We start from the raw sequence: 12,370 nt of genomic DNA on the forward strand, positions 1-12,370 counted from the left end.
TGATCTGAGATGGACAATCGATATTCAAGACAGGAACTCTTCTCGAATATTGGTGTGAAGGGCCAGAAAATGATATGCAGCAAGCATGTCGTGCTGGTCGGTGCGGGAGCTCTGGGCTCGGTGAATGCTGAGATCCTGACACGCTCAGGCGTCGGCCAACTGACAATCATTGACAGAGATTATGTTGAATGGAGTAACCTTCATCGCCAGCAACTCTACACGGAAAGCGACGCTGAATTGAAGCTGCCCAAAGCGATAGCAGCTAAGAAGCATTTGGAGGAAATAAACTCGGAGGTTTCGATTACTGCCAGAGTGGTGGATGCAACAGTAGACAATCTGGAAGGCTTGCTTCGGGATGCAGATTTAATCATTGATGCGACGGACAACTTCGACACTCGATTTGTGATTAATGATTTATCCCAGAAATTAAATATTCCTTGGATTTACGGAGCATGTGTCGGAAGTTATGGGATGAGTTTTACAATAATACCGGGCAAAACACCTTGTATGAACTGCTTATTGAAAAGCATCCCAATCAAGGGGCTGACCTGTGAAACCGGAGGAATCATCGCACCTGTCGTTCAAATGGTTGCCGCTCATCAGACTTCAGAAGCGCTAAAGATATTAGTTGAGGACTGGGAAGCGGTCAGAACGACTTTTGTTACTTTTGATCTCTGGAATAATGAATATTATGGAATTAAAGTCTCGAAGGCAAGGAATGATGAGTGTTTGTCCTGTGGGAAGAAACGGACGTATCCGTTCCTGTCCCGGTCTAACCTAACGAAAACGACGGTTTTATGCGGCCGCGAAACCGTGCAGGTACGTCCGCCGAAACCGGTGGAGTTGAACTTTGTCACTATGTCAGAAAGGCTTAAACGGATTGGCTATGATGTCAAGGCGAATCCTTATCTGATGTCCGTTCAGTACGCGAAGGAACGTTTAGTCCTTTTTAAAGATGGGCGTGCGTTGATTCACGGGACAAAGGACAGAAGTTATGCGAGGACGGTCTATCAGAGAATCATCGGTTAATAAGTAGAAACGAATGGCTTCAGCGAATCCTTTCGAGTTACATGATACGGAGAAATTTCATCCAGTAAACGAAGCAGACTAGTGAAAAGATAAGGGAGAATCGGGTTATGGTTGAAAAAAGAAAACCCATACCTGTCAGTGAGGCAGTGGCAGCCGTGATGCACTACGCGCTCAGTGGGAGTCCGGAGACAGTGGCCCTGGAAGAATCGTATGGGCGCTACCTTGGAGAAGATCTGATTGCGGACCATGACGTTCCGCATTTCGATCGGTCCCGTTATGACGGATATGCGGTTCGGTCTCAGGATCTGACGACGGCCAGTCCTGAGCATCCTGTCACGCTTGAGGTGATTGAAGAAATCGGTGCTGGTTTTATCGCTTCTAAAGAAATTAAACCCTTTCAAACAGTCAGGATTATGACTGGCGCTCAGATGCCGGATCAATGCGACGCGGCGATCATGTTTGAACTGACCGAGGAGTATGAAAAAAGCGGTCGGAAATTTATAGATATTGATCGGCCGATTAAATCAGGCAGCGATCTGTTTCACAAAGGCGAGGATATGAAAAATGGAGCGCTGCTTTTTCCGAAGGGAACGTACATTAATCCCGGTATCTGTGCAGTCCTGGCCACATTTGGTTACGCAAGCGTCAAAGTAATGAAAAAGCCGAGGATCGGCATTTTTGCGACTGGGACTGAATTGCTGGATGTGGATGAACCGCTGGTCCCGGGGAAAATCAGGAACAGCAACGCTTCGATGCTTCAGGCGCAGCTCAGGCGGGCAGGTGCCGAACCCCTTTACTTAGGAAAATTAATCGATGATTTTGATGTGAGCTATAAAGCAGTTTCCAGCGCACTCGAGGATCTCGATCTATTGATTACATCGGGAGGAGTTTCCGTCGGAGATTTTGATTATTTACCTGCTATTTATAAGAAACTGGGGGCGGAGGTGCTGTTTAATAAAGTTGCCATGCGCCCTGGAAGTGTGACCACCGTTGCTGAGCTGAATGGAAAATTATTGTACGGCCTTTCAGGCAATCCGTCGTCATGCTATGTGGGATTTGAGCTTCTGGTCCGACCGGTTATTAAAAGCCTGCTTGCTTCAAAAGACCCTCATCTGAAAAAGATCAGAGCAAAATTTCAGGGCAATTTTCCCGCTAATTCTTTTTCACGTTTTATAAGAAGTCATCTTGCCTACGGAAACGATGGTTTGGAAGTAGTGCCTGTTGGTGCCGATAAGCCGAATATGGTGTCAACCCTTGCCTCATCAGATGCGCTCTCTGTGTTACCTGGAGGAAGCAATGGTTTTTCAAAGGGCGATGTTATTGATGTATTGCTGCTTGAAAGTAATGAAGGCAGCAAATGGCCGTGGTAATGCCCAAAATCAGACCTGTAATTAAGAAATGATGGACCTGTGGTCACTATATAATAGAAGGTTTGCGGGGTGCAGCAGATGAGTGCAGAGGAACATAAGAAATTAGCTGACCAGCAGGTATCGTGTAAAGTCATCACGATATCGGATACGCGTACCCGGGAAACGGATAAGAGTGGTATGGCGATGATCGAACTGATTCAGGAGCATGGCTTCCTCGTATCTTCATATGAGGTTGTAAAAGACGAAAAAGCATCAATCCAAAGGGCCGTGTTATCCGGTTGTTCTGACGAGCATGTGGATGTCGTTCTGACAAATGGCGGAACAGGCATTACTAAAAGGGATGTAACGATTGAAGCGGTTAGCAGCCTGATCGAGAAGAAAATAACAGGATTCGGAGAATTATTTCGAATGATCAGCTACACCGAAGATATCGGAAGTGCGGCAATGATGAGCCGTGCGGTTGCTGGAACTCTGTTGGGCAAAGCGATTTTTTCAATGCCCGGTTCGACCGGGGCTGTTCGCCTGGCGATGCGTCAACTCATTCTTCCGGAACTTGCACATGTCGTTTGGGAATTAAAAAGGCAATAAATGTGAAGGAAAAGAGATCCCAACGTACAAATTATAGCGGCTATCTTCAATGACCAGCTAAAAAGCGGAATTTGGATCTGTGGATGTATAGGGGGAAGAAGTCATGTTTGATATTGTTACCACTCCAATCTCAATCGATCATGTCATGAAACAAGTCATGCATCATAATGCCGGAGCCGTTGTTACCTTTGTAGGGACTGTCCGTGAGATGACCGGCGAAAAGCAGACACTCTATCTGCAGTATGAGGCCTATGAGTCAATGGCGCGATCCATGCTTAGCAGGATAGGAAAAGAGATCAGGGAAAAATGGCCGGATACGCGAGTTGCGATTGTTCATCGGATCGGACGATTAGAGATAGGCGATGTCGCTGTTGCCATTGCTGTATCTTCACCGCATCGTCAGGATGCCTATGAGGCTAACCGTTATGCGATTGAGCACATTAAAAAACTAGTTCCAATCTGGAAGAAAGAGCATTGGACGGATGGAAAGCTATGGGTCGGAAATCAAACAGAAACCGTATCTTTCAAAGAAAGGGGAGGTGTGGCTCGGTTATGATTCGAATTCTATTGTTTGCCCAATTGAAGGATCAGGTTGGTGAAAACAAATTATTGCTGGATTATCAGCCGCTTTCCGTTGCGGATCTGAAGAAGCAGATGCAGGATCGATACAAGTTTCAGACCAAAGACGTGATGGTCGCGATTAATGAAGAATATGCTGCGGATTACGATATGATTCACGATGGAGACGTTGTTGCGATGATCCCACCTGTCAGCGGGGGATAAAGGAGAGGTAATCAATGGCTGAATTTTCTCATCTTAACGCTCAAGGGCATGCACGGATGGTTGATGTATCCGAGAAAGAGGAAACATTTCGGAGGGCAGAAGCCAGATCAAGTATCATCGTTTCTCAGAAAGTCTATGAGAAGATAACGCAGGGAGAAGTGAAAAAGGGAGATGTACTATCCGTCGCCCAGGTAGCTGGAATTATGGCAGCGAAGAAAACGTGGGAAATCATCCCGATGTGTCATCCTCTTCCTTTGACAGGAGTCGATTTAAGTTTTCAATGGGAGATTGAGAATGAAGACTATGAATTAATCATTGATTCGTTTGTGAAAACCAAATGGAATACAGGTGTTGAGATGGAAGCTCTGACTGCTGCATCGGTCTGTGCTTTGACCGTTTATGATATGTGTAAAGCGATTGACCGCGGTATGACTATTGGCCAGACCTATCTGCTCAAGAAAAGCGGCGGGAAAAATGGTGACTTTTCCAGGGAGTCGTAAGGGCCGCCGCATTAATAAATGATGACACAAAATCTGCAGCGTAACTTACCTAGAAAGGAGGGTCTTAAATGAAATTAGCAGAAGACGTCTATCGGGAAAGTGAAATTCAATTTTCTCAACCTAAAGTAAAGGCACATCATTTCTACATTAATGGTCTTTTATTAATTATATTGGTTATCGTTTTTGTACTATCCTTTCTGGTTGGCAGCTACCCGATCTCGATAAGCGAGGTTATTCAGGCTTTTTACGCCAAATTAACCGGAACGGTTTTCTCGAATACGGGAATTGAGAACGTTGTATTTAATGTCCGAATGCCGAGAATCGTCGCGGCTGTTTTAATTGGATGCGCCCTTTCTGCGGCTGGTTCGTCATACCAGGGGCTGTTCAAAAATCCGATGGTTGCCCCGGATATTCTCGGAGCGTCAGGTGGAGCAGGTCTCGGGGCGGCAATCGGCTTGCTTCTTGCTTTTAACTCCGTAGAGGTTCAAATGATTTCTTTTGCATTTGGGCTTGCGGCAGTCTTTTTCACCGTTGGAATCCATTCAGTAATTAACCGCGGCGGTGAAGGATCGGTGCTGAGCCTGATACTGACCGGTATGGTTGTTTCAAGCCTGACACAGGCGTTTATCTCACTGATTAAATATGCAGGCGATCCAGAAAACAAACTGCCTGAAATCACTTTCTGGCTAATGGGCGGTCTTTCCACCATAACGACGAATGATCTGCTGATTATGATCATTCCTATGGTTATCGGGCTCGTGCCACTGTATTTACTGAGATGGAATTTAAATGTCCTGTCCTTTGGTGATGAAGAGGCCAGATCACTTGGAATCAATACTTTCAGAATGAAGATCATCATAATCGTTTGCTCTACCCTGATAACTGCGGCATCAGTTTCCGTTGGTGGAATCATCGGCTGGGTCGGACTGATCATTCCTCATTTGGCTCGAATGGTCGTCGGACCGAATTATCGGGTGGCGTTGCCGGCCTCGATGCTGATTGGCGCCATCTATTTATTGCTTGTCGATGATATGGTACGGAGTTTGTTCACTGCGGAAATTCCGCTAGGCATACTGACTTCTTTGATTGGTGCCCCCTTCTTTATTTATTTACTGTTCAGAGGAAGAAGGGCCTGGATATGATCCTAAACTTAGATCGGGTTTCCTGTGGTTATGGATCGAAAGTTATCGTAGAAGGGCTTTCGCTGAATGTGAAAGCCGGCGATATACTGTGCATACTCGGTCCCAATGGCGCAGGTAAAACGACTTTATTTAAAACGATACTGGGATTCCTGAAATTGAAGTCAGGTGAAATCAGTATCGATCACCAAGATATAAGAACCCTGAGTAGAAAAAAGCTGGCACAAATGATTGGGTATGTGCCTCAGTCCCATACCGCCACGTTTCCCTTTACAGTTAAAGATGTGGTCATTATGGGACGGACAGCCTATCTTGGCACACTTGTGTCGCCCGGGAAAGAAGACGCGCGGATCGCTGAGCGAAATTTGGAACTGCTGGGGATCGGTTATCTGAAGGATCAAATCTATTCGGAGATCAGTGGCGGGGAGCGGCAAATGGTGCTCATTGCCAGGGCTCTGACCCAGGATCCGGAACTTTTGATTATGGACGAGCCCACGTCGAATCTTGATTTTGGAAATCAGGTCAGAGTACTGAGGCAAATTGTGAACTTATCCAAAAGAGGTCTGGGTATCATCATGACCTCCCACTTTCCGGACCATGCCTTTCTGTGTTCAACGAAAGTTGTTTTAATGCAAAAAAACAGAATGTTCAAAATAGGAACTGCTGATCAGATTGTTACGGAGGAGAATCTGAAAGAGGCATACGGGATTTCCGTTAAAATTATTTCGACAACTGATGAGAGCGGTCAGAATGTAAAATCCTGTGTTCCATTGCTGGGTAGTTGATGGATCACCATGACAATCAAAAACAAAAAAAATCACTAAAATTTAAGGGGCGATAATGATGAGAATAAAAAATTTTGTTTCACGGGTACTTATCTTTGGACTTTGCTCTCTACTTCTGCTGGCTGGATGTAGTTCTTCAAGTACAGGATCAGGTTCAGGCAGCAGTTCCAGTTCTGCTTCACAGGCCAAAAAGGTTAAGATTATAACTGACTCAACAGGTACTAAAGTTAAGGTTCCTGAGAAAGTGAATACCATTGCGGATGCATGGCCCGCCCATGTTGAAATTGCAGCAATGCTCGGCGGAGCGAACAAAATCGTTGCGAGTATTGACGGGAAAAATGCTTACCCATGGCTATACAAAGTTTTTCCGGAAATGAGACATTCAAAAACAATATTTACTAATACCACCGTAAACACTGAGACACTGGCCGAGCTAAATCCTGATGTTCTGTTCATGCCGACACAGTCTAAGTTGGTGGCCAAAACTCAGGAACTTGGTATTCCGACAGTACAATTAATTTTCCAGAACTATGCTGATCTCAAGAAAGTAGTGGACACGACGGCCCAGACGCTGGGAGGGAGCGCTCCCGCCAAAGCCGCTCAATTCAATACTTACTTGGATAATCGGCTTAAAGCGGTGACTGCTGTAACCTCGAAAATACCGGATAACCAGAAGCCCTCTATTTTACATATTGAATCATTTAATCCACTGACCATTGATGGGAAAGGAACAATCGTCGATGAGTGGATTAAGGCAAGTGGAGCAAAAGATGCCGCGCAAATTACTGGAAATAAACGACCGGTATCACTTGAACAGGTATTGAAATGGAATCCGGATATTATTCTGGTGGGTCAGAGCACACTGACGGATAAGAACAGTCCGATTAAAACGCTTGACCAGCTTTACAGTAATAAGCAGTGGAGCCAGGTGAACGCTGTTAAGAACAAGAAAGTATACATTAATCCGGCCGGTGTTTTTCTCTGGGACAGATACGGGATGGAAGCAGCCCTCCAATTTCAGTGGCTAGCTCAATTTCTTCATCCTGCCCAGTTCCAAAATCTGAATATGATCAAGGAAACCCAAAAGTTTTATAAGGAATTCTTGAATTACGACCTGAGCAGCACTGACGCTAAAAAGATTTTAAATGGACAGAATCCTTAACCTATAAGTCCCGTTTATTTTATTCATCTCTAAAACGATTTTCCAGATTGAAGAAATGGACTGTAAAGGAATGAGAATCCATGGTATCGGACAGGTCTGCAAAAATTTATGGGATCGTGCTGGCAAGCGGTTTTTCACGACGAATGGGAAGGCAGAAACTGTTGCTTCATTGGAACAATGCTCCGCTTCTGGGACATGTGCTGGAAACGGCATCGCAGTCGTTGTTAAGTGGAGTCATTGCTGTTTTACCTGAAAACGATTCGAAGCGCTTGAATGTGGCGTTGCGGTTTCGCTGTGATGTTGTTAAAAATATAAATCCTGAGCAGGGGCTGGGGTCCAGTCTTGCTGCAGGTATCAGGAGTATTTCAGATGAAGCGGATGCCGCTGTTGTTTTGCTTGGTGATCAGCCACAGATTAAGCAAGAAGACATAAATTCAGCTGTCCTCTTTTTTAACAGCCGATTCAATTCTGAGGATACATCTGCAAAGGTGATTATGCAAACGCGATATGCTGATGGAAGAAAGGGTCACCCGACTTTATTTTCAAAACCCTTTTTTGATGATTTATCGCAGTTAAATGGGGACATCGGTGCGCGCTGGATCATTAAGGCAAATGGACCGTTTGTTGCCTGTATCAACAGTGATAGCCCGTATCCACCGGATATCGATACACCGGCCGACTACAGGCAGCTTTTAAATGAATGCAATGGAAAGAAGGTGTGAGGTCAGCCATGGATCAGCAAGGGTATTGGGATAAAGTGGCAGCTCAAAAGCAGTTTACAACACCGTTTCAATTCAATTTATTTCGAAAATATGTCTCTGAAGAAGCAGCCATTCTCGATTACGGATGCGGCTATGGACGAACGCTGCTGGAACTGAAAGAGCGGCGGTTCGCCCATCTCTACGGTGTGGATTTCTCAGCGGAAATGATCAGCCGTGCCCGGCGAAACAGTACTGGTGGGGTGGATTTGAGAGCCGTGAAAAGCGGCAAACTGCCCTTCCCTGATCATACTTTTGACGCTGTATTGCTTTTTGCGGTTCTGACCTGTGTTTACAAGGATAAAGAACAAGACACAATTCTCTCAGAATTAAGGAGAGTACTTAAACCCAAGGGAATTATCTACATTAATGACTTTTTACTCAATGAAGATGAACGAAATATCGCCAGATATAAAAAATATCAGCAAAAGTATCAGACTTATGGTGTTTTTGAACTTCCTGACGGGGCAATTCTGCGCCATCACAGTCAAGATCGAGTAAGAGAATGGACGAAGGAATTCAGGGATTTGGAGATGGAAAATGTAGTCTATACGACAATGAACGGACATCTTTCAAATGGTCTGGTCTACATCGGGAGAAGGAATTGAATCAGCGAAGAGAGACAGAGAAATAGATGATCATTCAGAATTAGGCGAATCCATAATTCGACTTACCGCTCATTGCTTTTTCTTTGACACGAAGAGGTTCTGATGGGTTAAGTATCAGGACTATGTTCCTCTTCACCAAAACTTCCACTTTAAAATCTGGGCATATTCCCATGAACGCCAAATACCATATATCAAACGGCATTTCATGGGGGCATGAGCGTGAAATTTGAAGATTATCAGCCCTATTTGAGTCCGGCGCTCGCCAAGGCAACAGATCTGATTGTGGAAAGCGGTCAGGGCTGCTATCTGACCGACAGTCATGGTGATCGGTATCTGGATTTTGTTCAGGGCATCGCGGTCAATGCACTGGGACATTGCCATCCGAAGATTGTTGAAGCGATTACGGAACAGGCGAAACAATTGATCAATGCCTCATTTAATTTGGTAAATTATCCGGCCACACTTAAGCTTGCCAAGCGACTTTCAGAAGTGACGCCAGGCAGGCTGAACTCCGTGTTTTTTTCCAATGGTGGGGCTGAAGCGGTGGATGGCGCTTTGAAGCTGGCCAGAGCTTATACGAAAAGGCCGGCAATCATTGCTTTTCAGGGCTCCTTCCACGGGCGGACATTTGGGGCGCTGTCAGTGACCGGGTCGAACGCGAAATATCGAAGGTATTATGAAGGATTGGTAGGTTCCGTCTACTTTACAGCCTATCCTTCGAAAGATTTGTGCCCGAAAGGATTCAGTGAATCAGAGAGAACAGCGTTTTGCCTGAATGAGCTGGATCACCTTTTTCAGAATTTAATTGCCCCGGATCAGGTGGCGGCGATCATTATGGAGCCGGTTCAGGGTGAAGGAGGGTATGTCGTTCCGTCGAAAACCTTCGTTCAGGGCATTCGCAGCCGCTGCGATCAGTACGGTATTTTGCTGATAATGGATGAAATTCAGTCCGGTTACGGGAGAACGGGCAAAATGTTTGCCAGCGAGTATTTTGACGTGGTGCCGGATATTATGACTGTGGGCAAAGCGATCGCCGGTGGCCTGCCGATGAGTGCGGTGGTTTCCACACCGGAAATAATGGCCGAGTGGCATCCGGGCATGCATGGAACGACATTCGGCGGCCACCCAGTATGCGCAGCGGCCGCTTTAGCAGTGCTGGATGAATTTGAAGCATCGAATGTGCTGGATCACGTGAATCGAGCGGGCGCTTATTTAAGAGATCGATTAAAAGAGTTTCAGAAAAAATACGACTGTATTTCTGACGTGCGCGGACTTGGATTAATGCTGGCGATTGAATTCTCGCATCCGGACGGCACTCCGGCAGGAGATATTCTGGAAAAAGTCCGGGCAGGCTGTTTGAAAAATAAATTGCTGACGCTCTCCTGTGGTGTGCACAACAACGGGATGCGGTTTGCTACACCGCTGAATGTGAGGAAGGAAGAAATTGATCAGGGGATCGCGATTATTGACCACGTTTTGAGCCAGGTCTGCCCCAAAAGAGAGGACTGATTTTATGGCAAAAAAGAAAGTCCTTTATTACAACATCGACGACAGCCTGGATTTTGAACGTGATTTGTTAATCGAGTGGGGGATTCAGGATATCGATCTGATTGAGGTCAAAGATTATGCCGGCGAGAAAACTTTTACTGCCCATGCCAGGGAGGCAGAGGGGGTTGTCGTCGAATATCAGCAGATGACTCGAACGATCATTGAACAATTGCCAAAATTAAAGATTATTTCGCTTCAGGCCATTGGCGTCGATAATGTGGATGTCAAAGCGGCGACAGATCATGGGGTGTACGTCACCAATTGTCCCGGTTTCTGCTCAGAGGAGGTGGCTTTGCATGCCATCGGGCTGATGATTGATCTGACGCGAAAAATCACCTTGCTCGATCGCTCCGTTCGGCAGGGAAAATGGGATCCCTTATATGGCTATAAGACGAATCGACTGACCGGCAAAACCGTCGGGCTCTACTTTTTCGGCAGTATTCCCCAAGCGATGATGCCGATGCTTCGAGCGTTAAAGGTCCGGGTTCTTGTCTATGCGCCGACAAAGATGAAAGCCTTTTTAGAGGGATACGGCGCCGAGAAAGCCGAGACGTTTGAAGAATTGTTGACACAGTCGGACATCCTGTCGCTGCATTGTCCGCTCACCGATTCGACCACCCATCTCATTGCTGAAAGAGAATTAAAGATGATGAAAAAGAGTGCCTTTCTGATCAACACTGCGCGCGGCAAGGTCGTTGACGAAAAAGCACTGGTGAAGGCATTAAATAACAGCGAAATCAAAGCCGCGGCGGTTGATGTCATTGAAGATGAAACAACTGAAGAAAGCCCCTTATTTGCCCTCGACAACACAATCATTACCCCTCACGCCGCTTTTGTTTCCGAAGATTCCTTTTACAATGCAAGAAAAATAGCGCTGGAACAGCTCGTTCAGCGGTTGAGTAAAAATCAAAGGCCGTCCCATTTAGTCAATCAGGATGTAATGAAGTAGATGTTCTCATGAACTTCTGAGATGCCTGTTGACACATGTGCCTAATAATCTTAAACTTTCGTGAAGCGAAGGATTATCCGGGAATCGATTAGAATGTAAAAGTGGGTAATTAACGACGGGGATGTGGCTGAAGGCGGACTGCAATATTCCGTCAGGCGGATCTTAAGTTCGGTAAATTTGATACAGCTCTAAGGAGGACTGTGAAGATGACTCAAAATATTGTTATTTCCGGAGGCAGCGGATTTATTGGACAGGCACTGATTCATTACTTTCTTAAAGAGGATTGCAATCTATATATATTAACCCGGAAAACTTCCAGTAGCTTTGCCCCTTAAAGCCGTGTCCATTACATTCAATGGACAGGAAAGGATCTGAATGATCGATCGGTCCGGTTTCCAGATCCGGTGGACATCATCATCAATCTGGCTGGAGCTCCGATCAACGGAGGAAGATGGACGCGGAGAAGAAAAGCACTTCTGGTCAGAAGCCGTCTGCAAACGACCGAAGCAATCATTCACTGGATCAGTGGGGCAAAGATAAAACCGGATCTTCTGATTCAGGCATCTGCTGTCGGCTATTACGGGACTTCCGAAACAGCCGTATTCACAGAAGAGTCGGGTTGGGGGGACAGCGATTTTCTCAGCCGTCTGACCTTCAGTTGGGAAGAAACTGCACTCAAGGCAGAGGATTACGGGGTGCGGACAGTCTGCGCACGATTTGGCATTGTGCTGGGGAAAACAGGGGGGGCGCTTCCTCTGTTGAATCTTCCCTACCGACTGTTTCTCGGCGGCCGCATCGCGTCCGGTGCACAGTGGCTATCGTGGATTCATATCGATGATCTTGTACGTCTCGCTGACTTCCTCATTGCTCATAAGGAAGTCGTGGGTCCCGTCAATTTTACATCACCCCATCCCGCTACGATGGGTTTCTTTGGACAGACCCAGGCGAAAGTCATGAAGCGCCCATACTGGCTGAACGTTCCGAAATCATTGATCAGACTCATTCTCGGCGAGAGCAGCCTTATGGTAATCGAAGGCCAACGTGTTTTGCCGCAAAAAGCGCTGGATGCTGGCTTCCGTTTCCATTTTGATTCACTTGAGGCGGCGCTTGTTGATTTGTTGAAAAAATGATCGGATTTACATGTCGACTGA

At 46.1% G+C, this 12,370-nt stretch carries 13 protein-coding genes and 1 pseudogene; all 14 read left to right on the forward strand.

Annotation, left to right across the window (positions count from 1 at the left end; translation table 11 throughout):
* The first annotated feature begins 9 nt into the window (after nt 1-9).
* The 14 genes and pseudogenes from E4665_RS02830 (at nt 10) to E4665_RS02895 (ending at nt 12,349) form a co-directional block, all read left to right on the forward strand.
* The gene (locus E4665_RS02830) at nt 10-1,029 is read left to right on the forward strand and encodes a thiazole biosynthesis adenylyltransferase ThiF (protein WP_135347296.1); all 1,020 of its coding nucleotides are present in this window, start codon (nt 10-12) and stop codon (nt 1,027-1,029) included.
* Nucleotides 1,030-1,136: 107 nt separating this feature from the next.
* Complete coding sequence (locus E4665_RS02835; RefSeq protein WP_135347297.1) at nt 1,137-2,399, forward strand: molybdopterin molybdotransferase MoeA; 1,263 nt, start codon at nt 1,137-1,139, stop codon at nt 2,397-2,399.
* A gap of 78 nt (nt 2,400-2,477) precedes the next feature.
* Complete coding sequence (locus tag E4665_RS02840; protein ID WP_135347405.1) at nt 2,478-2,987, forward strand: MogA/MoaB family molybdenum cofactor biosynthesis protein; 510 nt, start codon at nt 2,478-2,480, stop codon at nt 2,985-2,987.
* Between the two features lie 103 nt (nt 2,988-3,090).
* A complete protein-coding gene (locus tag E4665_RS02845; protein WP_135347298.1) occupies nt 3,091-3,543 on the forward strand; it encodes a molybdenum cofactor biosynthesis protein MoaE in 453 nt (150 codons plus the stop codon).
* Nucleotides 3,540-3,770 (forward strand): MoaD/ThiS family protein, encoded by a 231-nt coding sequence (locus E4665_RS02850; RefSeq protein ID WP_135347299.1) that lies wholly within the window; start codon nt 3,540-3,542, stop codon nt 3,768-3,770. The genes E4665_RS02845 and E4665_RS02850 overlap by 4 nt, the downstream gene beginning before the upstream one ends.
* Nucleotides 3,771-3,784: 14 nt before the next feature.
* On the forward strand, nt 3,785-4,270 hold the full coding sequence (gene moaC / locus E4665_RS02855; protein WP_135347300.1) for a cyclic pyranopterin monophosphate synthase MoaC: 486 nt from the start codon (nt 3,785-3,787) through the stop codon (nt 4,268-4,270).
* Between the two features lie 68 nt (nt 4,271-4,338).
* Nucleotides 4,339-5,412 (forward strand): FecCD family ABC transporter permease, encoded by a 1,074-nt coding sequence (locus E4665_RS02860; protein WP_135347301.1) that lies wholly within the window; start codon nt 4,339-4,341, stop codon nt 5,410-5,412.
* Complete coding sequence (locus tag E4665_RS02865; RefSeq protein WP_135347302.1) at nt 5,409-6,194, forward strand: ABC transporter ATP-binding protein; 786 nt, start codon at nt 5,409-5,411, stop codon at nt 6,192-6,194. The genes E4665_RS02860 and E4665_RS02865 overlap by 4 nt, the downstream gene beginning before the upstream one ends.
* 58 nt (nt 6,195-6,252) lie before the next feature.
* Nucleotides 6,253-7,356: an ABC transporter substrate-binding protein gene (locus tag E4665_RS02870; protein ID WP_135347303.1), complete on the forward strand. Its 1,104-nt coding sequence runs from the start codon at nt 6,253-6,255 to the stop codon at nt 7,354-7,356.
* An 80-nt stretch (nt 7,357-7,436) separates the two neighbouring features.
* Nucleotides 7,437-8,078, forward strand: a complete 642-nt coding sequence (locus tag E4665_RS02875; protein ID WP_135347304.1) for a nucleotidyltransferase family protein — start codon at nt 7,437-7,439, stop codon at nt 8,076-8,078.
* Nucleotides 8,079-8,086: 8 nt separating this feature from the next.
* Nucleotides 8,087-8,722: a class I SAM-dependent methyltransferase gene (locus E4665_RS02880; protein ID WP_135347305.1), complete on the forward strand. Its 636-nt coding sequence runs from the start codon at nt 8,087-8,089 to the stop codon at nt 8,720-8,722.
* Nucleotides 8,723-8,941: 219 nt separating this feature from the next.
* Nucleotides 8,942-10,231 carry an aspartate aminotransferase family protein gene (locus tag E4665_RS02885; protein ID WP_135347306.1) on the forward strand — a complete coding sequence of 430 codons (1,290 nt, stop codon included), beginning with the start codon at nt 8,942-8,944 and terminating at the stop codon, nt 10,229-10,231.
* 4 nt (nt 10,232-10,235) lie between these two features.
* Entirely contained in the window at nt 10,236-11,219 is a 984-nt protein-coding gene (locus tag E4665_RS02890) for a C-terminal binding protein (protein WP_135347307.1), read from the forward strand.
* A 206-nt stretch (nt 11,220-11,425) separates the two neighbouring features.
* Nucleotides 11,426-12,349 (forward strand): annotated as a pseudogene (locus tag E4665_RS02895) (TIGR01777 family oxidoreductase).
* Nucleotides 12,350-12,370: the final 21 nt, after the last annotated feature.

This window comes from Sporolactobacillus shoreae, assembly GCF_004684935.1.
GTDB classification, from domain to species: Bacteria; Bacillota; Bacilli; order Bacillales; family Sporolactobacillaceae; genus Sporolactobacillus; species Sporolactobacillus shoreae.